This window comes from Marinovum sp. 2_MG-2023 (assembly GCF_030548265.1).
Lineage (GTDB): Bacteria > Pseudomonadota > Alphaproteobacteria > Rhodobacterales > Rhodobacteraceae > Marinovum.
This window is the reverse complement of the sequence record NZ_JAUOSD010000018.1, coordinates 1-23896: the sequence shown is the minus strand read 5'-3', so window position 1 is coordinate 23896 and position 23896 is coordinate 1. Positions and strand designations below refer to the sequence as shown.

The following is a 23896-nucleotide window of genomic DNA, read 5'->3' as shown; positions in this document are numbered from 1 at the left end:
ATCAATCCCCCAGGGCGGGGGTTTCCGCATCGCGGGCAACGCCGTTTTCGTCGATGATTGCCGCGACGGGTTTCACCGCCTGACCGGGGCGCAGTGATGACAACCCGTCGACGATCAATTGATCACCGTTGTTCAATCTGTCGCGCACGATCCAGGCGTTGTCATAGCTGCCGTCGTCCTGCAATGTGACCTGCTGCGCGGTGCCGTCCGGGCCCACGATATAGGCGGTCAGCTTGCCCGAATTTTCCCGTGTGGCGGCCAGTTGCGGCACCAGAAAGGCCTGCATTGACCCGATCACCACATCGCCGCGCACAAACATGCCCGGAATGATCAGATGTTCAGGATTGTCGAATTTGAACCGGATTGTCACCGTGCCCGTCGTAGTCGAAACCGAATTTCCGGCGGTGACCAATTGACCGTGACCACGGAAAATTTCCTCGTTTTCAAGGGTGAGCGTCGCCTCAAGCGCGTCGTTCTGTTTCAATGCGCCTTCGGCAATGCCCTTGCGAACCGACAGAATGCGCGCGCTGGTTTCCACCATATCCACATAGATCGGGTTCGCCTGAACGATGGTGGTCAAAGCATCGGCCTGACCCGAAGTCACAAGATCCCCGACAGACACCGTCGAAATATCCGCACGTCCGGCAATCGGGCTGGTCAATGTGGTCCATGACAATTCGGTTTCGGCATAATCCAACGCCGCTTGGGCCGCATCCAGCGTCGCATTGGCTTCGGCCAGACTTGCGCGTGCGGCCTCAACCTCGGCCTCTGTATAGCCGCGACCGGCCAATTGTTCGGCACGGTCATATGTCGATTGCGCGACCGACAGGTTTGCTTCTGCCATCGCCACATTCGCCCGCGCCGAAGCCTCGGCCGCGACGTAAGATGAATCGTCGATTCGGAACAATGGATCGCCAACTTTCAGGAGTTGATCAGGCGTATAAAGAACCTCTTGGATGACGCCGCCCACGCGCGGGCGCACCTCGACTTGTTGAAAGGCAACAGCGTGCCCGGGCGAGGTCACGATGCGCGGCACTTCTTGCAAGTTTAGCGTGACAACGCCCACTTCGCGCGGCCCCATGTCCATGCCAGCGGGCGGACCAAATTGCGCATTTGCAATCGTGGCAGACCCCGTCAACGCAAGTATCGCGCCTATTTTTTTCCACAGGTTGGCTCTCATCGGGTCCTCTATTCTTGACTATCTGGCAATTTTGATGCTTGCTACGTAAACATTGCAGACTGTGCAAGGTTTCGGAAAATGACAGTTTCGTTACGAGAGAGACGAAGGCAGCAAACAGCCCGCGACATTCAACTCGCCACGCTGGAACTTGCGGTCGAACAGGGGCTTGAAAACGTCACGACAGAAGAGATCGCAGCGGCCGCGGGGATCAGCACGCGGACGTTTTTCAATTATTACGTCAACAAGGAATCCGCGGCGATTGGCGCGCCTCCGGCCTTTGGCGAGGAGGACAAAACCGCCTTGCGCGAGGGGCGCGGCGCGCTGCCCGACGATCTCAAGCGGTTTCTGGACAAGCACATCAAGATTCTGGCCGATGACGACAACATTGTCAGAATGGTTGGTACTGTCTTGCGTTCAAACGAAAAAGCGCGCGGCATTCTCGACAGTTTCTTGATGATGGAACGCGAAACGCTGACGGAGTGCCTGGCCGGTCGCGTGGCGGATGTGCAGACCGCAGCGGCGCTTGCCAGCATGTGCACCGATTCAATTGGGCGCGCGATTTTCCTTTGGGAGACCGGCGATGCCGCCACACTTTCCGCCGCGCTGGACATCGTCTGGGCCGGAACGCTTCACGCAGCGGGTCTGATGGTGGTGCCGTCCGATTAGGGGCGGCGCGACCTTTGTCCGGGCAAAACCCGATTTCACGGTGCTCGGGTCAGCCTTCAAAAAGCGCATAAAAGTTTAGGAAATGTGCAGCCAATGCCCACTGACAACAGAGGTCAGAGGCGGGCCGTTCCCCCAACCCCGGCTTGGAATTGCGGTCCCCGTGGTCAGCGTGACAGGGCCGCGATATTGCCTTTGTCGGGAAAACAGGTGGCTTTTGCGCCTTGGGATTCCTGCCAGCGCCCGATTGAGCGGCGGGTCTTGAACCCCGGCAGACCATCGGCACCGCCGACATCATGGCCAAGAGCCTCCAGTTTGCGCTGCGCCACCGCGATGTCGGAACGGTACATCGTATCGACCCGGGCCCAGCTGTTTCGGAAATCGCCCACGTTGTATTGAATGCGGTCGCCGATATGGCCAACAAACAGGGCATAGAGGTCAGAGGTGTTGTAATCCTTCAGCACATAGAAATTCGGCGTGACAATAAAGGCAGGCCCATGCCGACCGGCGGGCATCATCAATGAACCCGCAGCGCCCAATTCATGTTGCGGAAAGGGGCGGCCAGAGGTGCGGGTGACGCCCATCGCGGCCCAATCCGCGATCTTGCGCGATTGATCCGGGCCTTCCAAAGTGCAGGACACAGAGGCGGGGACATCGACCTCAAACCCCCAGTCCCGCCCGGAAATCCAGCCGTGACGGGCAAGATAATTGCCAATGGAGGCGATGGTATCGGCCTCGGACCGCCAGATGTCGGCCCGGCCATCGCCATTCCCGTCCACCGCATATTTCAGGAAATTGCTTGGCATGAACTGTGGTTGCCCCAGCGCGCCGGCCCAGCTGCTTTTCATTGCGCTTCCGGGGGCGTGACCGGCCTCGGCAATTTGCAGCGCGGCCAGCAGTTCTTCGGTGAAATAGGGCGCACGTGTGCTCATGAATCCTTTGGTGCCCAGAACCTGAAACACGTTGTGGGGGATGTTCACCCGGCCATAGCCGCTTTCCCGGCCCCAGATCGCCAGGATGATACGGCCGGGCACGCCGGTGGTCTTTTCAACGCGCGCCAATGTGGTGGCATGGCGTTTGGCCATCTGTTTGCCGACGGATGTCGCCCCGTCGACCGAGCCGCGATTGAAGTATTTTCCCGGCGCACCAAATTCGGCCTGACGCTGGCGCCGTGGCGCTGTGGTTGTGCTGCCCGGTGGCACCAAATCCGGCAGATCCCAGTTGAGATCAACGCCGCGAAAGGCCGTGTTGAACGTTGCTTTGGACACACCTGCCGCATGGGCGCGGGGCCAGATGTCGCGTTCCAGCCAGGACTGGAATTGTCGTTCAACCGCCTTGCGGTCCTGAGCGACCGCAGGACAGGCAAGAAACATCATGACAACGAGGAAAGAGAAAATGCGACGTGGCAAGGGGCACCTGTTTGCAAAGCGGAACATGCCCAGACTAACGCAGGATCGGGCGGCCTAGGTATCACGAATAGATGTAACACCACGACGAGATGTCAAAGAATTTGCCAGCAGCGTGCCGAAATAACCCCCGCCGGAAAAGCAAAACGCCGCCCAAAAGGGGACGGCGTTTGAAAGAGCAGGGGGGGAGAGGCAAACAGGGACTTACCGCCCCCAGCTGCGCACCGCGCCGCAATCCATATGGACGAAGTTCGAGCCCGAGTACCGGCCAACGCCACCGGCGCGACAGGCCGTTCCAGCCTTGGCAATCTGCCCGACCGAACGCCCTTTGAGGCTGATGTCTGCGGCCTGACCCTTCAGGTGGAGCGAGTTTTTGGCCACACCACTCGACCGGGCCCGCAACATGGCGTTTGTCTTCGGGCTGCGATAGCCAGACAACAACATATAGGGTTCCGACACATCCAAAAGATTGTGCGACGCCGCCAGAATGTCGATGGTGCGCAGATCAATATATTTCACATCATTCGTGCGCCAATCACGCATGAATTTATGCACTTCTTCGACCGCATCTTTAATATAGTCACCTTCGACCCAATATATCATATCGAGCCGCTCGCCCGTCCGGGCCGAATACATCTTGATCCGTCGAATATCACCGCCACCGCGCAGGAAACCCGCCGCGTTGGTATAAGTTGGTGCTGCTGTTACAAGTGTCGCTGCGAATGCCCCCAAAAGGCCACGCCGCGTCATGCCGCTGCCGCGATTATCCGTCATGTTGAATTGCGCCTGTCCGTCGCTCTCTTACAATTTGGCTCGCGATGTTACGCGAAACCTGCCATCTCATCCCCAGATGCGTGATTTGTATGCCACATCCGGCATTTTTCTCCAACCGGAGATTCGGGTGAGTACCGGGTATCTGGAAAGTTGGGCGAAAAATTGCCCAAATTTTTGTGAGTTGGGCAAAAAGGTGCACAAGTTTCGTGATTCGGTCCCGGTGTTACAATCCTGTCAATTGCGGATACACTGCATTGCAGAGCTTAAGAAATTGTGAGTAGACAATGGTATAGGTCTGCGTGCCTAATGGGGTAACGCATTTTTTCAGGTCCGGAGGGACGTTATGACGCAAGCACTGGCCAAATATCGCGGCACGGGCAATTTCAAGGGGCTGTTGGGTGGAATCGCCCTGGCTGTTACGGTTGCAACCATGATGCCCCAGGTCGGCCAGGCACAGGTCACGGCCTTCAAACAGGCAGTGGCCGAAACCGCGTCGGAGCATCGCGATATCGCGGCGTTTTACCGTGAAAACCAGTTTTCGCCGATCTGGACCGGCGATTCCGATTTGCATCGCGCCCGGCGCGCCGCATTGATCAGCGCGGTCTCGACCGCGAGCCTCTATGGTCTTCCTTCCCAGATGTACGACCCCGATGATCTGCGGCGCAAGCTGGCCTCGGTGCGGGGGCAGGCCGCCCTTGGTGCGCTTGAGGTCGAGCTGAGCCGCACGCTGGTGCTGTTTGCCCGTCACATGCAAACCGGCATTCTGGACCCGCGCAAGGTCAGCAGCGGCATCAAACGCGACGTGCCCCTGCGCGACCAGATTACCTATCTCCAGGATTTTGCCGCCGGCGACCCGGATACATTCTTCCGCAGCCTTGTGCCGACCTCGCCGGAATACACCCGGCTGGTGCGCGCCAAATTCGATCTGGAACGTCGGATCAAACATGGCGGTTGGGGCCCTGTGGTTCCGGCCGGTTCGCTGAAACCCGGCGCCTCCGGGAATGCAGTGGTTGCCATGCGCAACCGCCTGATTGCCATGGGCTATCTGGAACGGTCGTCGACCGGAACCTATGATCAAGCCATGGAAAAAGCGGTGCGTGATTTCCAGATGGCGCATGGGCTTGAACCCGATGGCGTGGCCGGTGCCGGCACAATGCGGGCGTTGAATGTCACCGCCACAGAGCGGCTTAAATCCGTACTTGTCGCGATGGAACGCGAGCGCTGGCTGAACAAGCCGCGCGGCAAACGCCATGTGTTGGTCAATATCCCGGAATTCACCGCGCGCATCATTGACGACGAAAAGGTGACCTTCCAAACCCGCGCGGTGGTCGGCAAAAACGTTTCTGATCGCGCAACACCGGAATTTTCCGATGTCATGGAATATATGGAAATCAACCCATATTGGAATGTGCCCCGGTCGATCACGACGAATGAATACCTGCCGTTGATGCGCAACAATCGCAATGCTGTCAGCCACCTTCAGGTGATCGACAGCCGCGGTCGGGTTGTGCCGCGGTCGGCGGTGAATTTCGCCGCCTATTCCGGGCGGACCTTCCCCTTCTACCTGCGCCAGCCGCCGTCGAACAGCAACGCCTTGGGCTTGGTGAAATTCATGTTCCCCAATTCCAACAATATCTATCTGCACGACACCCCGGCCAAAAGCCTGTTCGCCCATGAAGTGCGGGCCTATTCGCATGGCTGTATCCGGTTGGCGGAACCGTTTGAATTTGCCTATGCGCTTCTGGCGGTTCAGACCGATGATCCGGTCAGTTTCTTTCAAACCCGGTTGCAATCGGGCAAGAACCAGCGCGTCAATCTTGAGCAGCCCATTCAGGTGCATCTGATCTATCGCACGGCGTTTACCGATGCCAAGGGCCGCGTGCATTACGTTGCCGACATCTATGGCCGCGACGCACAGGTCTATCAGGCGCTGCGCAACGCAGGGGTGGCGCTGACCTCGGTTCAGGGATAAACCCAGCCCGCAATGATATGCGAGGCGCAAGATGAACCATAGTGTTCAGGACATCGCGACGGCGCTCGGCTGTGAAGCTGTGGGTGCCGTCGATATTGTGATCAAAGCGGTAAGTGAACCGGCCGACGCCGGGCCGGATCATCTGGCGCTGGCGATGAAGCCGGAATATGCCGAGGCCCTTTCCAAAGGGGCGGCGCGTGCCGCGATGTTGTGGGGCGGCGCTGATTGGCAGGCCCTGGGGCTGGAGGCTGCGATCCTTGCGCCACGGCCACGGTTTGTGATGTCCGGTCTGTCGGCGATGATGGATCAGGGCCCGCACTATGGCGAGGGCGTGCATGCCTCTGCGGTGGTTGATCCAACGGCCTTGATTGGCGCTGATGTCCAGATTGGCCCGGGGACGGTGATTGGCCCACGGGCGCAGATCAGCGCAGGATCGGTGATCGGGCCGCAATGTTTCATTGGCGCCGATGTGGTGCTGGGCGCGGGGGCCTTGCTGCGGGAACAGGTTGTGCTGTGCCATGGCGTGCAAATCGGCCGGAATTTCATCTGCCAACCGGGGGCGCGGGTCGGGTCCGACGGGTTTTCCTTTGTCACCGCAGAAGAGAGCGCCGTCGAACGTGCGCGCGATACGCTGGGCGATCAGGGCGAGGGCGCGGCCCAGGGCTGGGCGCGCATTCATTCTCTGGGCGGGGTGACCATTGGCGACAACGTGGAAATGGGCGCGAATTCCTGTATCGACCGGGGCACGATCCGCGATACGGTGATCGGCGACGGCACCAAAATCGATAATCTTGTGCATGTTGGCCATAACGTTCAGGTGGGCCGGGATTGCCTGCTGTGCGGTCAGGTTGGCATCGCGGGGTCGGTTCGCATCGGCAACAATTGTGTCTTTGGCGGTCAGGTCGGGATCAGCGACAATATCTTTATCGGCGACCAGGTAATTGCCGGCGGCGGGTCAAAGATCCTGTCCAATGTCCCAAGCGGGCGGGTTGTGCTGGGCTATCCGGCCACCAAGATGGACAGCCAGATGGAAAGCTACAAATCCCTGCGCCGCTTGCCACGTCTGATGCGCGATGTTGCCGCGCTTAAAAAAGCAGTTTCCAAGTTGGGGCAGAGCGACTAAATCACCCGTAGGTGGATCAGAGGGCATGACGATGGATGTGAAAAGTAAAGTCGTGGACATCATCGCCGAACAGGCTGTGCTGGACGTAGAAGACATCAAGATGGATGCCACGCTGGACGATCTGGGGATCGACAGCCTGGGTTTGGTCGAAAGCATTTTCGCCATCGAAGAGGCGTTTGATATTTCGATCCCCTTCAATGCCAACGAACCATCGGAAAGCGATTTCGATATTTCTTCGGTGCAGTCAATTGTGACGGGCATCGAGGCATTGATCAAAGAAAAGCAAGCCTAGGGCCCCATCGGGCGTCGCTTGCGAAAACGGGACAAATTGCCATGAAACGGGTGGTCATTACCGGCGCGGGGACGATCAACGCGCTGGGTCACAATGTTGCGGATACGTTAGAGGCAATGCGCGAAGGGCGCTGCGGGATTGGGCCGCTGGACATTCCCGATGTCGACCGGCTGTCGATCCGGATCGGCGGCCAGGTGCGCGGGTTCGATCCTGAAAGCCGGTTCAACCGCCAGCAATTGGCGCTTTATGATCGGTTTACCCAATTCACCCTGATTGCCGCGCGCGAGGCGCTGGCGCAATCCGGGCTGACATTTTCCGGTGAATTGGCGGCACGTTCCGGCGTGGTGCTGGGCAATTCCGGCGGCGGTATGACCACGCTGGATGCCAATTATCGCTCTGTCTATGAGGACGGTAAAAACCGTGTGCATCCCTTTGTGGTGCCAAAGTTGATGAACAATGCGGCGGCGTCGCATGTGTCGATCGAATTCAACCTGAAGGGGCCGTCGTTTACCGTGTCGACCGCCTGTGCCTCGTCCAATCATGCGATGAGCCAGGCGTTTCAAATGGTGCATGGCGGCATGGCGCCGGTGATGATCACGGGCGGATCTGAATCGATGCTGTGTTTCGGCGGCGTCAAAGCCTGGGAAGGTCTGCGCGTCATGTCAAAAGACGCCTGCCGCCCATTCAGCGCCAACCGCAACGGCATGGTTCAGGGCGAGGGCGCGGCGATCTATGTGTTCGAAGACTATGACCACGCCAAGAAACGCGGCGCCGAAATCCTGGCCGAGGTGGTGGGATTCGCCATGTCGTCTGACGCCTCTGACATCGTGATGCCGTCGAAAAGTGGCGCGGCGCGCGCCATTCGCGGCGCGATGCAAGATGCCAAGATCGAACCGACAGAGGTCGGTTATATCAATGCCCATGGCACCGGCACCGCGGCCAATGACAAAACCGAAAGCGCGGCTGTGGCCGATGTGTTTGGCGCCCATTCCGACAAGCTGATGATCTCTTCGACCAAGTCGATGCATGGCCATCTGATTGGCGGCACCGGCGCGGTTGAGCTTCTGGCCTGTATCATGGCGCTGCGCGACGGGATCATCGCGCCCACCATCGGATATGAGGAACCAGATCCGGAATGCGCGCTGGATGTGGTGCCCAATGTCGCACGCGAAGCCAAGGTTGATGTGGCCCTGTCCAATGCCTTTGCCTTTGGCGGCCTGAATTCGGTTCTGGCGCTGCGCAAGTTCTGATAGGTCAAAGGATTGAAAAAGGCCCGGATCGCAGATGCGCCGGGCCTTTTTTATTGCGAAAGTCGCGGGATCAGCTGTCGATCTTGATCGCGCTCAGGGCAATGGCCTGTTGATAGACCGTTGCGGCGTTCCATTCGTTCAGCACGCGGAAATTTGCTTCGCCCTGTTGATAGCCACGACCGGGTTTCCAGCCCTTGGCGCGCAGAAAATTGGCGGTGGATGCCATGGCATCGGCAACGTCATAGAAATTGACCCGGCCATCGCCATTGCCATCCGCACCATATTTCAACGCATTGCCCGGCAGAAACTGGGTGTGGCCCAGCTCGCCGTGGAAGGCGCCTTTTTGTGTCGGTGACAGCATGCCACGATCGACCATTTGCAGCGCCGCCAGCGCATGTGGGGTGAAGAAACCCGAGCGGCGGCAATCATAGGCGACGGTTGTGATCGACGACACCACCGGCGTGCTGCCCATATTGCGGCCAAATCCGGTTTCCATGCCATGAATGGCCAGCAAAATCCCCGACGGCACGCCATAGCGTTGTTCCAGCGACGCATAGAAGCCGGCATTGCGTGCCTTGTGCTTCTTGGCCTGGCTGGCAAAACTGTTGAGCGAGCCAAGCCGGATGCGAATGAAGTCATCCAGTTTGTATTTCACGCCCTTTTGGTTGCGGTCGGCGCGAATGGTGCCGGTGGAATATTGCGCCGACGCCAGCGCCTGAAGCCCACGTTGGCCGACGCCTGCGCGCTGGGCCTCTTGGGCGAATTCGCCTTTCCAGCGTTCAAATCCAGAGGAATTGTTACCGCATTGGGCTGCGTGAACGGCGGGCGCGGACAGACAAAGGGCAAAAGAAAGCGAAACGATGAAACGGCGCATGGCGGATATCCTGTTGATCCAAACTCTTGTCAGATCACCCTATCTCGACATTTTAACGAATTCACCGAAAAAATGATCTTACTCACAGCCCGGTTCGACCTTCAGGCCCATCGACTCGCGGTATTTGTCGCTGAGCATTGTGCCGCGCGCGAACTGACAGCGTTCGCTGTCGTCAAAGCCCATTTCGGTGAGCGTGTCGTTGGTCTTGGTCAACAGGACCGCCATCAGCCCCAATCCGATGACCACCGATGCCGCCGGCAGCAGGATGGCACGCGCTCTGCCGTTGCGGATGCTTTTGGTCGGGCGGGGGGCGCGGGCCCCGGGCCGCTGTTTGGACTGAAGCTCTGCTTCGGTGCGCGCGGCGATGCGGGACAATCTGTCTTCAAAGCTGGATTTTCCGGTCATGGAACCTGTCCTTGGAAAACGTATGAAAAGAAATCGGTACATCTGTTTGCGTGGCGCACAGGTTCGGTTTTGAGGCGGCAATCCGGCTTTTGCGTGGCGGTTCGATAAAAGTGGGGTTGGACAAAAGTGGGCTTCGGTAAAAGCAAAATGGGCGCCCCGAAGGACGCCCATCTTTGATGGTCAGTGCTGAAACCGGGAACAGTTTAGCAGCTGTAGTACATGCCGAACTCAACCGGGTGGGGTGTGTGTTCGTACAGTTCGATTTCTTCCATCTTCAGCTCGATGTAGCCGTCGATCTGGTCTTTGGTGAACACGTCACCGGCCAGAAGGAAGTCATGATCAGAGGCCAGGCAGTCAATGGCTTCGCGCAGGCTGCCACAGACGGTTGGGATACCTTCAAGCTCTTCCGGCGGCAGGTCATAGAGGTTCTTGTCCATCGCCTCGCCTGGGTTGATCTTGTTGGTGATGCCGTCAAGGCCAGCCATCAGCAGGGCCGCAAAGCACAGGTAGGGGTTCGCCGAAGGATCGGGGAAACGTGCTTCGACGCGCTTGGCTTTGGGCGAGTCGGTCCAAGGAATACGAACACAACCCGACCGGTTGGAGGCCGAATAGGCGCGCAGAACCGGGGCTTCAAAGCCTGGGATCAGACGCTTGTAGCTGTTGGTCGACGGGTTGGTGAACGCGTTCAGCGTTTTGGCGTGCTTCAGGATACCACCGATGAACCACAGCGCTTCGTCGGACAGATCGGCGTATTTGTCGCCAGCAAACAGCGGTTTGCCGTCTTTCCAGATCGACATGTTGCAGTGCATGCCGGTGCCGTTGTCGCCATAGATCGGCTTGGGCATGAAGGTCGCGGTCTTGCCATAGGCCTGTGCGACGTTGTGCACGACATATTTGTACTTCTGCAGTTCATCCGCCTGGGTGGTCAGCGTGCCGAACACAAGGCCCAGCTCGTGCTGGCACGAGGCCACTTCGTGGTGGTGCTTGTCGACCTTCATGCCGAGGCGCTTCATGGTCGAGAGCATTTCCGAACGGATGTCCTGGCCGTCGTCGATCGGGTTCACAGGGAAATAGCCGCCCTTGACGCCCGGACGGTGGCCGGTGTTGCCCATTTCGTATTCGGTGTCGGTGTTCCACGAAGCGTCGATTGCATCAACTTCGTAGGATACCTTGTTGATCGAGTTCGAGAAACGCACATCGTCAAACAGGAAGAATTCCGCTTCCGGACCCCAGAAAGACGTGTCACCGATGCCCGATGCTTTCAGATAAGCTTCGGCTTTTTCGGCTGTGCCGCGTGGGTCACGGGCATAAGGTTCGCCAGTGTCCGGCTCGACAACCGAGCAATGCACGCAGATGGTTTTTTCAGCATAGAAGGGGTCGATATAGGCGCTGTCGCAGTCGGGCATCAATTTCATGTCCGATGCTTCGATGGATTTCCAACCTGCAATCGACGAGCCGTCGAACATGAAGCCGTCTTCGAGGAAATCCTCGTCAACTTCGCTTTCGATGACGGTCACGTGTTGCAGTTTGCCGCGCGGGTCGGTGAAGCGGATATCGACGTAAGCCACTTCCTCATCTTTGATCAGTTTGACCAGGTCCTTTGCGCTCATTTCGTCATTCCCTTGTTTGATAAGAACATTTTCTTGGTGTTTGGGTCCGTTTGTGATCGGACCCCGCCCGACAACGTCAAGAGACCCCGGACCATGTCCGGGGCGCGTGTCGTGTGATTACAGTGCGTCGGAACCGGTTTCGCCGGTCCGGATGCGAATGGCCTGTTCGATCGTGCTGACAAAGATCTTGCCATCGCCGATCTTGTCGGTTTTTGCCGCTTCGACAATCGCTTCGATTGCCTGATCGACCTGATCGTCGTCAAGTACGACTTCGATCTTCACCTTTGGCAGAAAGTCGACAACATATTCTGCGCCGCGATAGAGTTCGGTATGGCCTTTTTGCCGCCCGAAACCTTTGACTTCGACCACGCTAAGGCCCTGGACGCCAACATCCTGAAGCGCCTCTTTGACTTCATCAAGTTTGAATGGCTTGATGATCGCTTCGATCTTTTTCATGTGAAACCTCCTCGCAAACCCCGTGCTTTTGCAGGTCAGACCACTTCTACTGCGGGGCTACAATTGTGTAGGGTTGAGAAGTGGTCGATTTGAGCAGGGGCAAAATCTTTGAGATTAAAAGATAGGCGTTTTGCCCAAAATACAAGCGAAAATGAATCGAGGGCGCGGATATGACCGAATTGCTGACTGCGGCACAGATGCGGGCGCTGGAACAGGCGGCCATTGCCAGCAAAAAGGTCACCGGGCTGGAGTTGATGGAGCGGGCCGGCGCGGGCGTGGTTGCGGCGGTGATCGGGCAATGGCCGGAACTGGCGAAGGGCGCGCATAGGGCGGTTGTGCTCTGTGGGCCGGGCAACAATGGCGGTGACGGTTTTGTCATTGCGCGGCTGTTGCAGGCGCGCGGTTGGGCGGTCGCGGTTTTCCTCTATGGCGACCCGTTGAAGCTACCGCCGGATGCGAAGACAAATCTTGATCGCTGGCAACAAGTGGGGCCGGTTCTTGCGTTGGCCGGTGTGGGCGATGTGACCTCTGACGCGCCGGACCTGATTGTTGACGCCATTTTCGGGACCGGGTTGAAACGCCCGATTGCGGATTTGTCGGAGCTGTTTTCGAATCTCAACAATGACACCGCGCAGGCCCGGTCACTATCCCGCGCGAATTGCCGACTCACCTCCGTGGATATGCCCAGCGGGCTCTGTAGCGACAGCGGGCGCGCCATAGGACAGCTGCGCGGGGCAGGTGGCGACCCTCAGCCGGGGCCATCCCATGTCGAAAGCCAGATTACGGTCACCTTCCATAGTATGAAGCCGGGTCATGTGCTGGCGGATGGGCCGGAAATTTGCGGAAAGATTGTGGTCAAGGACATCGGTCTTGGGGCTTCGCCGCTTGGATCAGGTGAGGTCGCGCGCCTTGTGAAAGCGCCGGTGGGGGCGGATCTCTGCAAGCGGAGGGGGCATAAATTCGCACATGGCCATGCGTTGGTCCTTAGCGGTGGTTTCGGCAGGACCGGCGCGGCGCGGTTGGCGGCGCGGGGGGCGCTTCGGATCGGGGCTGGATTGGTGACATTGGGTGTGCCGGGGGCGGCGCAGATCGAGGTCGCCAGCCAGATCACGGCGCTGATGATGCGACGCGTGGACGACGCCGCAGCCCTGGCTGATGCGCTGGGGGATTCGCGGATCTCTGCGCTGTGCCTTGGGCCGGGGCTCGGGCTTGAACGATCCCGCGATCTGGTGCCGGTGGCGTTGCAAGCGCCGCATAGACCCGGCGTTGTGCTGGATGCGGATGCCCTGTCGGCTTTTGCGGATGCGCCGGGCAGGGTGTTCGACATGTTGCATGCGGGTTGCGTTCTGACACCCCATGGCGGCGAATTTGCCCGCCTTTTCCCGGACATCGCAGAGAGGCTCAGCCAGGCGCCGATGCGCGGTCCGGCATATTCCAAGGTCGATGCGGTGCGCGAGGCCGCGGCGCGTGCGGGCTGTGTTGTGCTGTTCAAGGGGCCGGATACGGTGATTGCCGACCCCAGCGGCGCGTGTTTGATCCATACGGCCGCTTACGATCGCGCAGCGCCATGGCTGGCAACGGCGGGATCGGGCGACGTGTTGGCCGGGTTTATCTGCGGCCTGCTGGCCCGGGGGGTGGCGCCATTACAGGCGGCTGAAACCGCCGCTTGGCTGCATGTGGAATGCGCCCGCGCATTTGGGCCGGGATTGATCGCCGAGGATCTGCCAGACCAATTGCCACTTGTGTTGCAGAACGCGGCCCTTTGATCGTTTTGGGGCGATTTCCGACCTCAATTTTGCTTTGATCGGGCATTTGGATTGCTAGGGTATTTGGTTAGATAGGCATGTGGTTTGACAGGGTTGGCATCGGCAGTGGGCCATGAGGCCATCGCCCTTGACCAGCGCGGCTGCGGTGCCGGATGTCACCGGGTGATGGCGGATACCGGGGCGCAGCTTTCGACCTCTACCCCATTGGCGTAGAGGATATGCGCCGTGTTAAAGCGCAATTGTATCAAACGCAAAACCCTTGCGTGGTTGAGTGTGACAAATTGATTGTCGACCAGACGAGATGCCGACACCAGGGCAGATTTCGTCCCGAACAGGGTCTGAGCGCGCCAATCACGCACCAGAACCCGCTGGCGGGCGGGCATCACCATGTCCAGATCCGGGCGGGTATGGCCCAATGATCCGGCGGCAACGGTCACCGATTCACATTTGACTTCAGTTGTTTGAATGTCGCGCAGCACCGCCACCCCGACATCGCGGGTGATGATCCGGTCACCGGGGGACAGAAATTCCACCGGAATTTCGCCATCCATTGTCAGCAGACAGGTCCCGGCAAGCAGACCGTTCAACCGGGCCAGTGCAGTATGACATGGCTGCGCGTCGCCCGGCATTGATCCGGACAGCGGAGAAGATCCCGCTGCGCGCCCGAGTGTTTTCGGTTTCATGGCCGTACCTGTAATTTCCTGCCGTCTTTTTGCCTCGGATATCCCAATATCGGGTTAATACCGTGGCTTTTCTGGTGTCTTTGGGCTGCGAATCCTCTCGCATCCTTTGCAAAGCTTTGCTAGAGACCTGCGAACACGGGGCGATGCCGTGAAACGTGCGGGTGTGGCGGAATTGGTAGACGCACCAGATTTAGGTTCTGGCGCCTTTGGCGTGGGGGTTCGAGTCCCTTCACCCGCACCAAAATTTTCTCTTGATCCTGCTTTGCTTTCAATCCGTTTCAACAAAGGGTGACGGGATGCAGCGTATCAGGACTGTCAATCTGATTGGGCCGGGCAAGGTCGGAACGACGCTGCTGCGGCGGCTGGCGGGTGATGTGGATGTTGCGGTGCTGGATATCTTTGGCCGCAGCCCTGAGCGCGCCCGCGCGGCGCAGGCCTTTGCGGGCGTGGGCCGGGTGGCGCAGAGTCTGGATCAAATGCGACCTGCGGATCTGTGGTTGTTGACGGTGCCCGATGACCAGATCGCGCATGTCGCCGGACAATTGGCGCAGATTGACCGGCCTCCGGCGATTGTTGCCCATTGCAGCGGATTTCATCGCGCGGACATTCTGGCGCCATTGATCGACGGCGGTTGGTGCGGGGCCAGCGCCCATCCTGTGTTGTCTTTTGCCGATCCGGCCAGTGCCGCCCGGCAGTTCGACGGCTGTTATTGCGGCATCGAGGGCGCCGCCGCGTCCGAGATCGAAATCCTGTTCACGGCGATGGGGGCAACCTGTTTTTCCATCCGATCCGAGGCCAAGGAAATCTACCACGCGGCTGCGGTCATATCGAACAATTTCACCACCGTTTTACAGGCGCTTGCGCGAGAAGCCTGGGCTGCGGCGGATGTGCCGGACGCGGTGGTTGACGATCTGCATGCCGCACTTTTGCGCGGGACGGTCGACAATGTGCTGGCGGTTGGTCCACAGGCCGCTTTGACCGGTCCGGCGGCACGGGGCGACAACGATGTTGTCCGGGCGCAAAGCGCGGCTGTTACGGACTGGCGGCCAGAGGTCGGACACCTCTATGACGCGCTGAGCGAGATGGCCGCGCGGTTGAAAGACAGCGGCCACAGTTGAGCAGGCGGGGTGATGACGCGGCGGTTTCGACGCCGGTCAAATGCCAGCTAGCCGCATGTCATCAGCCGCAAATCACGGCAAAATGGACAGCCAGACCCAAATCGTCAAAATCGACAGCGCCGTTGCGATCAACACCGAAGAGGCCGCAACCCGCTTCGCCACGCCATACATGTTTGCAAACACATAGGCATTGATGCCCGGCGCCATCGTCGCCGTCAGCACCGCCGAACGGGTTGCCCCGGCGGTCAGCTCGTTGAATCGACTGAGACCATAGGTGATTGACGGATGCAGGATCAGCGAAATCAAACAGACAAAGGCGATGATGCGAAAATCGCCATCCGGGCGATAGCGAAACATGACCCCGCCCATGGCAAACAGCGCACAGGGGATTGCGGACCGCACCACCAGATCAAGCCCCGATTGAGCGACCTCGGGCAGGACAATACCGGACAAATTGACCGCCAGGCCCAAGAGAATGCCAATCACCAAGGCATTGCGGAACATCGCCCGCAGGATCTTGGCCGGCATATGGCGCGCTGGCGTGCCACGGGACCGGGCAATCTCCATCGCGGTGATGCCGATGCCATAGCAAAACGGCGAATGCATCGCGACAATGGCGTAGTTTGGCGCCAAAGCTGCGGTGCCATAGGCGCTTTCGGTGATGGCAAGCCCCAGCATGACCGAATTGGCAAACAGGCAACAAAACCCGATTGCAACCGAATCTTCCCAGTCACGTTTGAACAAATACCGTCCCGCCAGCAGCCCGGACAGGAACCCGGTCAGCGAGCCGGTGTAGAAACTGACCAACAAGGCAAGGTCGATGTTCTGTCCCAGATCTAGCGTCGAAATCGCCTTGAACAGCAACATCGGGATCGCGATTTTCTGGGTGAATTCCATCAACCCGTCGATGGCACCTTCGCTCAGGAAGCCGCGCCAGGCCGCAAGATACCCGGCCCCAATGACCAGAAAGACCGGAAGAATGACGTCAAGAAGCGCTTGCATGGCGGACCGCCTTTCGGGTCAGTTGCGGCAGGGGGGCACGGGAGGGACGCAATAATGTCGTGTCATGCCCGCAGACCCTTCATAATGGCAGGACCAATTCCATGCCGTCATAAGCAGGTGTGATATGGTCCGGGGTTTCGGCGGCCACCACATCGTAATCAAGATCAATATGCATATTGGTCAGCACCGCGCGTTTCGGCGCGACCCGCGCAATCCAGTCAAGCGTTTGCGACAGATGCGAATGGGTGGGATGTGGCGCGCGGCGCAGCGCATCAACCACCCAGACATCCAAGCCCTGCAGCTTTGGCCAGACATCATCGGGGATTTGGGCGACATCGGGCAGATAGGCCAGCCCGGCAATGCGGAACCCCAATGCATCAATTGCCCCGTGGTTGACCTCAAACGGCGAAAAGGTGATCGCGCCACCGGGGCCATCAATGGTCACATCGCCCGCGATTGTGTTCAGGTCCAGAATGGGCGGGTAGGGGGATCCGGCAGGTTGCACAAAGGCATAGCCGAACCGGTTCAACAGTGAATCCTGTGTCGCACCATCCGCCCAGACCGGCAGGCGGGCCTTCATGTTGAACACGATCATCCGCAGATCGTCGATGCCATGCACATGGTCGGCATGGGCATGGGTATAGACCACGCCATCCAACCGCCCGATGCCTGCCTCCAAAAGCTGATTGCGCAAATCAGGAGAGGTATCAATCAACACGGTTGTGGTGCCTTGCGGGCCGATGCGTTCGACCAACATCGAACAGCGGCTGCGGCGGTTTTTCGGGTTTTCGGGATCACATTCGCCCCAATGACCGCCAAGCCGGGGCACGCCGCCGGAAGATCCACAGCCAAGGATGGTGAAACGGTATTGATCGCTCATGTCGCGTCCCAGGCAGCGGCCTTGGCAAACAGGCGTTCGAAATTGGCTTCGGTTCGGGCGGCGAAATCGGCGAATTCCATGCCAAAAGTCTCTGCCGCCTTCCGGGCGGTAAACGCGGCATAGGCTGGTTCGTTGCGTTTGCCGCGCCGGGGTGGCGGCGCAAGATACGGCGCATCGGTTTCGACCAAAATGCGGTCGATGGGGGCGGCGGCAAAAATATCGCGCAGCTCCTGGGATTTGGGAAAGGCGGTGATGCCCGACATCGACAGGTAAAACCCAAGATCCAGACTGCGTTTGGCCAGTTCCGCGCTGGAAGAAAAGCAATGCATGACACAGGAAAAAGGCGCATTGCGATGCTCGGTTTCCAGGATCTCGGCCATGTCGTCATCGGCGGCGCGGGCGTGAATGATCAGCGGCAGGCCGGTGATCTGCGCCGCTTCGATGTGAATGCGCAGAGAGGTTTTCTGCACCTCGGCGCTTTCGGCGGTATAATGGTAATCCAGCCCGGTTTCGCCAATGCCGACAAATTTCGGATGCTGCGCCAGCGCCACAAGCGCGTCGACGGTGGCCAGCGGCTCTTCTGCGGCGCTCATCGGGTGGGTGCCTGCGGCGTAGAACACCGGTGCAAATTCTTCGGCCAGCGCGCGCACGCCCGGTTCGTTGCGCAGGCGGGTGCAGATTGTCACCATGCGGTGCACGCCTGCCTCGACCGCGCGGGCCACCAGGTCGGCGCGCTCCCCCTCGAAATCAGGAAAGTCGAGATGGGTGTGGCTGTCGGTGATTTTTGGTGTGCTCATATCCGGCCTCAGGCGGCCATGTCGGTCGCGGTTTTCTGGAGTTTAATCATCGTATCTAGGATGAGCGCGGCAGGGTCAAGATTGACCGCCCGGCCATGACGGGTTCTGGCGGCAATCTCCTGGCCGATCTCGGCCCAGGCGCGGGCGCGGCGGGCATCGGGCGCCAGACGGGCAAAGACCTCGGCCTCGCGCGGGGCGGCGGCGGGCAGGGGCATCTGGCCCGTGGCGCCGCTGCGCGCCAGGCGGATCAAAGCCAGATCCAGCAGCGAAAAGATGGTGTTGACCCGGTCTTCGGCGCCGCGTGCGGTGGCCGCTTCGGCCAGTTTCAGCGCGCGGGCGCGGTCCAGCCTGGGCAGGCTGTCGAGCAGGGAAATGATCGCACCATAAAGCGCCGGCCCCTCGTTCAGCGACAGGCGGATGGCATCGCCCACCGATCCGGCGGACAGGGCGGCCAGCGCATCGGCCTCTTCCGGGGTGACGTCGACGCCCGCCTGTTGCATGGCCGCCGACATGTCCGGTGGTGCCAGCGGACGCAGGTTCAGCATACGACAGCGCGACCGGATGGTTGGCAGCAAGGCAGAGGGTTGATGGGTGACCAGCAACAGGGTGGAGCGGGCCGGCGGTTCCTCCAGCAGTTTCAAGAGCGCGTTGGCGGCATTGGGGTTCATGTCGTCGGCTGCATCGACGATCACCACCCGCCAGCCCCCATCCGCCGCGGACAGCGCAAACCGGGATTTCAATTTGCGCACTTCGGCAATGGTGATTTCGGCGCGCAGGCGCTTGGCCTTGTCGTCCCAGGGACGCACCAGGCGGAACAATCCCGGCTCTGAGCCGGCGGCAATCCGGCGGGCAACCGGATGATCCGCGGCGACATCCAGCGTATCCGGCGGGGGCGGGGCACCAAACATGCCGCCGTCGTCTGCGCCCGGTGGATTGGCAAGCAAATGCCGGGCAATCCGCCAGGCCAACGTTGCTTTGCCGACACCGCGCGGCCCGGCGATCATCCAGCCGTGATGCAAACGGCCAGAACCCACCGCTGTCAGGAACGCCTGTTCGGCGGCCTCCTGTGCAATCAGGCGCGGGGTGTCGCGCGGATGTGGCGCGCCGTCGATCTGGTCTGGCTGGGGGACATCATCGCTCATAGGTGGGCATCTATCAGATTGGCCAGGTCAGCCGCCACCAAATCCATATCGCGCCCGCCGTCGATCACCCGGAACCGGGCCGGAAACTCTGCGGCAAGTGCCAGAAAACCGGCGCGCATTTTTTCCTGCAATTCGGCGCCGAAATCTTCAAATCGTTCTTCAATGCCGTTGCGGCCCTTGGCGCGGGCCAGGCCAAGCGCCGGGTCCATATCAATCAGCAGCGTCAGATCGGGATCACGCCCGATCATCAGGCTGTGCAACTGGTCGACAACAGGCCGCAAATCACCGCGCGACAGACCCTGATACATGCGCGTGCTGTCGGCAAAGCGGTCGCAGATCACAATTTTGCCGGCCTCCAACGCGGGCAGAATGGTGCGTTCCAAATGGTCGCGGCGCGCGGCAGTGAACAGCAGGATCTCGGTCTCGGCAGACCAGCGATCCGGGTCCCCCTGAAGCACCAATGCGCGGATTTCCTCGGCCCCGGGGGAACCGCCGGGTTCACGGGTCAGCACAACCTCATGCCCCCGCGCGCGCAGGTGTTCGGCAAGCCGCCGGGCTTGGGTGGATTTCCCTGACCCGTCAATACCTTCAAAAGAAAGGAACATCGCCGCCCGTCGCGATCAGGAAGCGGTTTCGGGGCTGGGCTCGGCGGTGGAGCTGCCCCATTGTTCGACCAGCAGTTTTGCCGCCGTGGTCACCCGCGACATGAACCCGCCAGAGGCAATGTCGCGATCCGCCACCAATGGCACTGTGGTCTCTGGCAGACCCTCCAGCGTGATGATCATATCGCCGATCTTGTCCCCCTTGGCGATCGGGGCGGCGATTGGCGATTGGAACACCACTTCGGCGCGGACCTTGCCGCCATCCAGCACAGGCACCAGCATTTCGATGTCCTCCGCCGGGGTCAGCCCGACCTGCATTTCCGCCCCCATCCAGACGTCGGCTTCGGCCACGACCTGACCTTGCTGGGCGACGCGGGATTGGGTGAAATGACGGAAAGCCCAATTGACCACCTGTTCCGCCTCTTCGGCGCGGGCACGTTCACTGTCCAGACCGGAAAGCACAAAGACCACCCGGCGGTTGCCCTGCTTGGCCGATCCGACAAGCCCATACCCGGCTTCTTGCGTATGGCCGGTTTTCAACCCATCCGCCCCAATGCCGAGCTTCAGCAATGGATTGCGGTTGTTGACGTTCTGCGGCGCACGCCCGTCAAAGGCATAGCTGGTTTCGGCGAACATCGGATAGAATTCCGGGAAATCCACAATGATGCGGCGGGCAATCAGCGCCAGATCGCGGGTCGACATGCGGTGCCCGGCAGCAGGCCAGCCGTTGGAATTGGCAAAGGTCGAGTTGGTCATGCCCAATTGCTGGGCGCGGCGTGTCATATAGCGGGCAAATCCCGCTTCGGTGCCATCCGGGCTGAGCGCTTCGGCAATCACCGCACAGGCGTCATTGCCCGACAGGACGATAATGCCGCGCAACAGATCCTCGACGCGGACGCGGTCAGTTGTGTCCAGAAACATCGTCGACCCGCCATAAGACATCGCATGCTGCGACACCGGCAGTTTTTCGTTGATCTGCAAACGGCCATCTCGGATCGCCTCAAACGCCATGTAGAGCGTCATCAGTTTGGACATCGAGGCCGGCGGCAACGGGGTATCGGCATCTTTGGCCAGCAAAACGGTGCCGGTGCCGATGTCCACCACAAAGGCGGAGCGGGCCGGGGTATCAAAGGCCGCTGCGGGCAGGGCGGCGCCGCATGCGACGGCAGCGGCAAGGACTGTGGCGGCAAGGGTGCTGCGGATCATGTCATTTCCGGTTCTGCGGTTTTGGCCCCAAGGATCCGGGGCGGTTAACTGGACACGGCATAGGCATCAGCGAAGCCAGCCGATTTGATGATGGACAGGATTTCCGACCGCTCCTGCGTGCTTTGCGCCGGGCCGACAATCACCCGCCAGAAGGTTTTGCCCTGGCTCGATTGTTTTTTGACCGTTGGGATCAACCCTTTGGAGCGCATGGCGGCGGCGGTGTTGTTGGCGTTCTTTTCAATCGAGAAGATACCAAGCTGAATATAGGGTTTGCTGAGCGACGAGGTCACCGGCGCGGGCGTCGGTGTCGGCGGGGCCGCCGGCGGGGCGGCGGTGGGGGTGTCATCAATGGCTGCGGTGGCCAGATCCTCGATCGGATCAAGGTCGGTCGCGATCACATCATCCGGCGCGTCCAACCCGCCGGGCTGGGCATTTCCGGGATCTTGCGGCGTTTCTTCGCGGCGCAGGGCGGTGACATTCAGATTGGTCGGTTGTCCCGCCACAAGGCTGAGCGCCGATGCCGCATCCGATGACACCTGAAGCCGTGGACCGGGGTTGGAGCGTTCCTTGCGGAACAATGCGCCAATCACGAATTTTCCGTTCGACGGGTTGCGGATGATCACCCGCTCGGGGTCGTTGACATCCGGGTGCGCCACCCAAACCCCGCCAAGCGAGGGGCGGCCGTCCCATAGGCCGGCTTCGGTGATCTGAAACACATTCGGTGCCTCGACGTCGCGTTCCACCAATGTCACCGACCGGTTGGATGGCGTTGCCGCCTGTGCGTCGCCGGTGTCGCGCTTTTGCAGGAACCCCGGCATTTCCGCGCCGTTTTCACAGGCGGCCAACAGGACCAATGCGCTGCTGGCTGCGAGAATCCTTCGGGCCATTGCACCGCGTACTGCGCGCCTCGGACCACAAAAGGTACCTTGCTGAGATTTCATCGACTTGCCCTTCGCCTTTGTTGCCCCGAATTCAGGGCGCCTGCCGGTTTTCCGGTCTTTGACTGTTGCCTGCACATCGTCTTCGCCGTCAGTCTACCGCGAGGATGGCTGCAAGAAAAGGCCCGCCAGCGGCGATCGGCGGAAATCCTTCAAGACGGCTTTGCAGAATCAGTCAGCGCCGTTTAACGAGGCAAAACGCGGAGGAGTGGCAGAGTGGTCGAATGCACCGGTCTTGAAAACCGACGTAGGTGAAAGTCTACCGTGGGTTCGAATCCCACCTCCTCCGCCACTTGCCCTTGAAAAACTGTTCTCCCGATCCGGCCGCGGCCGGATTTTCTTGTGTTTTCAAAGGGGTTTGTGGGAGGGGCTGAGCACTGGCCTCGGTCCGAGGATGGCCCAAAGCGTTCTCTCTGGGCCGAGATTCTCTAGACCTCATGACTGCGCCGTTTTGGTGTTCAGGTTGTAAGTATCTGATAAAAAACAGTTTACCTAAAGTGCGGCCAAGCACTTCGATGTCGGTGGCGTTCACTGAAGAGACCGAAATCGAACCGTCAGATCACGTTGACCCAAAAAGATCACAGCTACTGGGTGTCGCGGTAGGCCAGTTCGTTTCTGGCGAGCCGCAGGATGCCCTCGACGCACTCATAGCGTTTGGTTCCAAACCAAATCCCCGTCAGGCCCAGGCTCGCCAGGAACGCGTTTCGGCTCCTCAATTCCTCCAGGCTTTCTGGACAGGGTTCGACGACGAAATGCTGTGGGAGATCGTCGCCGTGATGTTTTGCCTTGATTGCTTTGAAGACCTGGATTGTCCGGTCGTTGTGCAAGCTGCACCCAAGGAACAGAAGGCTATTGTTCCGAAAGTAGTAATCGAGCAGCTTCGGAATGGGCAGGGAAAGATCAATGTCATCCGCGCCATAGGCAGCGTCGTATTGATCCTTGCTCAGGACGCAGTGGCCGGGGCGGCGAATATCACCGTGCAGCTTGACCACCGTCGTCTTTTCCGCATCTGGGAAGTCCGTTGCGTTCTCCCCCGTGATGATCTGTACAGGTTCCGGATTGCCGGTTTCGAAAGCCTGTTCGATCAAACGGTCATAGTTCGTCGTAACGACCGTATCCGAGAAGAGTTCCGCCAGCCGAAAGACGACATCCGGTATGGTGCGGTTGCGGCCAAACTCGTCTCGAATGTCTTGAACGAAGACATCTCGCCCCCGCAGAGCCACGATTTGCTCTATGACGTTTTCGTATTGGCCCTCGTCAAGCAAGGCTTGCACGTCCTCGCGCGCCAGACCCGCTGTTTTCGCTTGGTGCCACAAGTGCCCTTCCCAAGAAGAGAAGCCGCCGGACACTGAAAGCCCTGCGCCGACGAACGGAAGCGTATCCTTGGTCGCTAACCGGTCCACGAGTTGTTCAAAGCGGCTTTGGTTGAGCTCGAACCAGTGATTGTCCTCGCCCTCGGCAGGAAAGCTGTCCGCGAAGAATTGCTCGCACAGGACTTCGTGCCTCCGTTCTTTCTTGTATTCCCGAAAGGCCTGATCGTAGCCCTCCCGGTCTCCGGCAAAGAACGCTTTGCTTGGATCCGTGAGTTTGGCGAGGCCAAAGTTGTCTCGGATCTTCTCGCCGTCATCGCCGTTCAGCCATTCGTTGAAGTCCGCGAACTTTTCGAAGTGGCCGTGGTTGTTGACCTGCCCCCCGCGAAATCCCTCACCGTAATGTAGAGTCTGCGCCAACTCTGAAGGAGCAGACAGATGCGAAAG

Annotated in this window: 23 protein-coding genes and 2 tRNA genes; 9 read left to right on the top strand and 16 right to left on the bottom strand. The window is 59.7% G+C overall.

What is annotated here, in order from left to right; all coding sequences use genetic code 11:
- Nucleotide 1 precedes the first annotated feature (1 nt).
- Nucleotides 2–1180: an efflux RND transporter periplasmic adaptor subunit gene (locus Q4577_RS17850; protein WP_303471294.1), complete on the bottom strand. Its 1179-nt coding sequence runs from the start codon at nucleotides 1178–1180 to the stop codon at nucleotides 2–4.
- A gap of 78 nt (nucleotides 1181–1258) precedes the next feature.
- Between Q4577_RS17850 and Q4577_RS17845 the strand changes: the two genes are divergently transcribed.
- Nucleotides 1259–1846, top strand: a complete 588-nt coding sequence (locus Q4577_RS17845) for a TetR/AcrR family transcriptional regulator (RefSeq protein ID WP_303471293.1) — start codon at nucleotides 1259–1261, stop codon at nucleotides 1844–1846.
- A gap of 164 nt (nucleotides 1847–2010) precedes the next feature.
- Here the strand turns inward: Q4577_RS17845 and Q4577_RS17840 are convergent, their stop codons facing one another.
- Together Q4577_RS17840 and Q4577_RS17835 are read right to left on the bottom strand one after the other, a co-directional pair.
- Complete coding sequence (locus Q4577_RS17840) at nucleotides 2011–3219, bottom strand: lytic murein transglycosylase (RefSeq protein ID WP_303471392.1); 1209 nt, start codon at nucleotides 3217–3219, stop codon at nucleotides 2011–2013.
- Nucleotides 3220–3453: 234 nt separating this feature from the next.
- A complete protein-coding gene (locus tag Q4577_RS17835) occupies nucleotides 3454–4023 on the bottom strand; it encodes a DUF882 domain-containing protein (RefSeq protein WP_303471292.1) in 570 nt (189 codons plus the stop codon).
- A gap of 343 nt (nucleotides 4024–4366) precedes the next feature.
- Between Q4577_RS17835 and Q4577_RS17830 the strand changes: the two genes are divergently transcribed.
- Genes Q4577_RS17830 through Q4577_RS17815 form a run of 4 tightly spaced genes read left to right on the top strand, consistent with a single transcriptional unit; the run spans nucleotide 4367 to nucleotide 8660 of the window.
- The gene (locus tag Q4577_RS17830; RefSeq protein ID WP_303471291.1) at nucleotides 4367–5995 is read left to right on the top strand and encodes a murein L,D-transpeptidase; all 1629 of its coding nucleotides are present in this window, start codon (nucleotides 4367–4369) and stop codon (nucleotides 5993–5995) included.
- A gap of 31 nt (nucleotides 5996–6026) precedes the next feature.
- The gene (lpxD, locus tag Q4577_RS17825; protein ID WP_244690400.1) at nucleotides 6027–7118 is read left to right on the top strand and encodes a UDP-3-O-(3-hydroxymyristoyl)glucosamine N-acyltransferase; all 1092 of its coding nucleotides are present in this window, start codon (nucleotides 6027–6029) and stop codon (nucleotides 7116–7118) included.
- Between the two features lie 31 nt (nucleotides 7119–7149).
- Complete coding sequence (locus tag Q4577_RS17820; RefSeq protein ID WP_244690398.1) at nucleotides 7150–7410, top strand: acyl carrier protein; 261 nt, start codon at nucleotides 7150–7152, stop codon at nucleotides 7408–7410.
- A 41-nt stretch (nucleotides 7411–7451) separates the two neighbouring features.
- Nucleotides 7452–8660 (top strand): beta-ketoacyl synthase, encoded by a 1209-nt coding sequence (locus Q4577_RS17815; RefSeq protein WP_244690396.1) that lies wholly within the window; start codon nucleotides 7452–7454, stop codon nucleotides 8658–8660.
- Between the two features lie 70 nt (nucleotides 8661–8730).
- Here the strand turns inward: Q4577_RS17815 and Q4577_RS17810 are convergent, their stop codons facing one another.
- From Q4577_RS17810 to Q4577_RS17795, 4 genes are all read right to left on the bottom strand, one after another.
- Nucleotides 8731–9534 carry a lytic transglycosylase domain-containing protein gene (locus Q4577_RS17810; RefSeq protein WP_244690394.1) on the bottom strand — a complete coding sequence of 268 codons (804 nt, stop codon included), beginning with the start codon at nucleotides 9532–9534 and terminating at the stop codon, nucleotides 8731–8733.
- Nucleotides 9535–9612: 78 nt separating this feature from the next.
- A complete protein-coding gene (locus Q4577_RS17805; RefSeq protein WP_303471290.1) occupies nucleotides 9613–9939 on the bottom strand; it encodes a hypothetical protein in 327 nt (108 codons plus the stop codon).
- 203 nt (nucleotides 9940–10142) lie between these two features.
- A complete protein-coding gene (gene glnA / locus Q4577_RS17800; RefSeq protein WP_303471289.1) occupies nucleotides 10143–11549 on the bottom strand; it encodes a type I glutamate--ammonia ligase in 1407 nt (468 codons plus the stop codon).
- 117 nt (nucleotides 11550–11666) lie between these two features.
- Nucleotides 11667–12005, bottom strand: a complete 339-nt coding sequence (locus Q4577_RS17795) for a P-II family nitrogen regulator (RefSeq protein ID WP_244690354.1) — start codon at nucleotides 12003–12005, stop codon at nucleotides 11667–11669.
- 170 nt (nucleotides 12006–12175) lie between these two features.
- On the opposite strand from Q4577_RS17795, the gene Q4577_RS17790 reads away from it, so the two are divergent.
- Entirely contained in the window at nucleotides 12176–13771 is a 1596-nt protein-coding gene (locus Q4577_RS17790) for an NAD(P)H-hydrate dehydratase (protein WP_303471288.1), read from the top strand.
- Between the two features lie 155 nt (nucleotides 13772–13926).
- Here the strand turns inward: Q4577_RS17790 and Q4577_RS17785 are convergent, their stop codons facing one another.
- Nucleotides 13927–14454, bottom strand: coding sequence for a Hint domain-containing protein (locus tag Q4577_RS17785; RefSeq protein WP_303471287.1), 528 nt, complete (start codon nucleotides 14452–14454; stop codon nucleotides 13927–13929).
- A 157-nt stretch (nucleotides 14455–14611) separates the two neighbouring features.
- On the opposite strand from Q4577_RS17785, the gene Q4577_RS17780 reads away from it, so the two are divergent.
- Nucleotides 14612–14695 (top strand) — tRNA-Leu (locus Q4577_RS17780).
- Between the two features lie 55 nt (nucleotides 14696–14750).
- The gene (locus Q4577_RS17775; RefSeq protein WP_303471286.1) at nucleotides 14751–15572 is read left to right on the top strand and encodes a Rossmann-like and DUF2520 domain-containing protein; all 822 of its coding nucleotides are present in this window, start codon (nucleotides 14751–14753) and stop codon (nucleotides 15570–15572) included.
- A gap of 72 nt (nucleotides 15573–15644) precedes the next feature.
- On the opposite strand, the gene Q4577_RS17770 is transcribed toward Q4577_RS17775, so the two are convergent.
- The 7 genes from Q4577_RS17770 to Q4577_RS17740 form a co-directional block, all read right to left on the bottom strand.
- A complete protein-coding gene (locus tag Q4577_RS17770) occupies nucleotides 15645–16574 on the bottom strand; it encodes an AEC family transporter (protein ID WP_244690346.1) in 930 nt (309 codons plus the stop codon).
- Between the two features lie 79 nt (nucleotides 16575–16653).
- Entirely contained in the window at nucleotides 16654–17454 is an 801-nt protein-coding gene (locus Q4577_RS17765) for an MBL fold metallo-hydrolase (RefSeq protein WP_303471285.1), read from the bottom strand.
- The gene (locus tag Q4577_RS17760; protein WP_303471284.1) at nucleotides 17451–18251 is read right to left on the bottom strand and encodes a TatD family hydrolase; all 801 of its coding nucleotides are present in this window, start codon (nucleotides 18249–18251) and stop codon (nucleotides 17451–17453) included. The genes Q4577_RS17765 and Q4577_RS17760 overlap by 4 nt, the downstream gene beginning before the upstream one ends.
- An 8-nt stretch (nucleotides 18252–18259) precedes the next feature.
- Nucleotides 18260–19393: a DNA polymerase III subunit delta' gene (locus Q4577_RS17755; protein ID WP_303471282.1), complete on the bottom strand. Its 1134-nt coding sequence runs from the start codon at nucleotides 19391–19393 to the stop codon at nucleotides 18260–18262.
- The gene (tmk, locus tag Q4577_RS17750) at nucleotides 19390–19998 is read right to left on the bottom strand and encodes a dTMP kinase (RefSeq protein WP_303471281.1); all 609 of its coding nucleotides are present in this window, start codon (nucleotides 19996–19998) and stop codon (nucleotides 19390–19392) included. Before tmk ends, Q4577_RS17755 begins: the two co-directional genes overlap by 4 nt.
- 15 nt (nucleotides 19999–20013) lie before the next feature.
- Nucleotides 20014–21201, bottom strand: coding sequence for a D-alanyl-D-alanine carboxypeptidase family protein (locus Q4577_RS17745; RefSeq protein ID WP_244690337.1), 1188 nt, complete (start codon nucleotides 21199–21201; stop codon nucleotides 20014–20016).
- Between the two features lie 44 nt (nucleotides 21202–21245).
- Nucleotides 21246–22088 (bottom strand): SPOR domain-containing protein, encoded by an 843-nt coding sequence (locus tag Q4577_RS17740; RefSeq protein WP_303471277.1) that lies wholly within the window; start codon nucleotides 22086–22088, stop codon nucleotides 21246–21248.
- Between the two features lie 253 nt (nucleotides 22089–22341).
- On the opposite strand from Q4577_RS17740, the gene Q4577_RS17735 reads away from it, so the two are divergent.
- Nucleotides 22342–22431, top strand: a tRNA-Ser gene (locus Q4577_RS17735).
- Nucleotides 22432–22723: 292 nt separating this feature from the next.
- Here Q4577_RS17735 and Q4577_RS17730 read toward each other — a convergent pair.
- Nucleotides 22724–23896 (bottom strand): SIR2 family protein (locus tag Q4577_RS17730; protein ID WP_303471275.1); only part of this gene is annotated, 1173 nt, incomplete at its 5' end.

Coding starts and splice junctions, on each gene's coding strand:
- tmk (WP_303471281.1), bottom strand. CDS start 19,998: ATGTTCCTTTCTTTTGAAGGTATTGACGGGTCAGGGAAATCCACCCAA.
- Q4577_RS17820 (WP_244690398.1), top strand. CDS start 7,150: ATGGATGTGAAAAGTAAAGTCGTGGACATCATCGCCGAACAGGCTGTG.
- Q4577_RS17840 (WP_303471392.1), bottom strand. CDS start 3,219: ATGATGTTTCTTGCCTGTCCTGCGGTCGCTCAGGACCGCAAGGCGGTT.
- Q4577_RS17785 (WP_303471287.1), bottom strand. CDS start 14,454: ATGAAACCGAAAACACTCGGGCGCGCAGCGGGATCTTCTCCGCTGTCC.
- Q4577_RS17770 (WP_244690346.1), bottom strand. CDS start 16,574: ATGCAAGCGCTTCTTGACGTCATTCTTCCGGTCTTTCTGGTCATTGGG.
- Q4577_RS17830 (WP_303471291.1), top strand. CDS start 4,367: ATGACGCAAGCACTGGCCAAATATCGCGGCACGGGCAATTTCAAGGGG.
- Q4577_RS17765 (WP_303471285.1), bottom strand. CDS start 17,454: ATGAGCGATCAATACCGTTTCACCATCCTTGGCTGTGGATCTTCCGGC.
- lpxD (WP_244690400.1), top strand. CDS start 6,027: ATGAACCATAGTGTTCAGGACATCGCGACGGCGCTCGGCTGTGAAGCT.
- Q4577_RS17810 (WP_244690394.1), bottom strand. CDS start 9,534: ATGCGCCGTTTCATCGTTTCGCTTTCTTTTGCCCTTTGTCTGTCCGCG.
- Q4577_RS17815 (WP_244690396.1), top strand. CDS start 7,452: ATGAAACGGGTGGTCATTACCGGCGCGGGGACGATCAACGCGCTGGGT.
- Q4577_RS17850 (WP_303471294.1), bottom strand. CDS start 1,180: ATGAGAGCCAACCTGTGGAAAAAAATAGGCGCGATACTTGCGTTGACG.
- Q4577_RS17740 (WP_303471277.1), bottom strand. CDS start 22,088: ATGGCCCGAAGGATTCTCGCAGCCAGCAGCGCATTGGTCCTGTTGGCC.
- Q4577_RS17760 (WP_303471284.1), bottom strand. CDS start 18,251: ATGAGCACACCAAAAATCACCGACAGCCACACCCATCTCGACTTTCCT.
- Q4577_RS17845 (WP_303471293.1), top strand. CDS start 1,259: ATGACAGTTTCGTTACGAGAGAGACGAAGGCAGCAAACAGCCCGCGAC.
- Q4577_RS17835 (WP_303471292.1), bottom strand. CDS start 4,023: ATGACGGATAATCGCGGCAGCGGCATGACGCGGCGTGGCCTTTTGGGG.
- Q4577_RS17795 (WP_244690354.1), bottom strand. CDS start 12,005: ATGAAAAAGATCGAAGCGATCATCAAGCCATTCAAACTTGATGAAGTC.
- Q4577_RS17755 (WP_303471282.1), bottom strand. CDS start 19,393: ATGAGCGATGATGTCCCCCAGCCAGACCAGATCGACGGCGCGCCACAT.
- Q4577_RS17745 (WP_244690337.1), bottom strand. CDS start 21,201: ATGATCCGCAGCACCCTTGCCGCCACAGTCCTTGCCGCTGCCGTCGCA.
- Q4577_RS17790 (WP_303471288.1), top strand. CDS start 12,176: ATGACCGAATTGCTGACTGCGGCACAGATGCGGGCGCTGGAACAGGCG.
- Q4577_RS17805 (WP_303471290.1), bottom strand. CDS start 9,939: ATGACCGGAAAATCCAGCTTTGAAGACAGATTGTCCCGCATCGCCGCG.
- Q4577_RS17775 (WP_303471286.1), top strand. CDS start 14,751: ATGCAGCGTATCAGGACTGTCAATCTGATTGGGCCGGGCAAGGTCGGA.
- glnA (WP_303471289.1), bottom strand. CDS start 11,549: ATGAGCGCAAAGGACCTGGTCAAACTGATCAAAGATGAGGAAGTGGCT.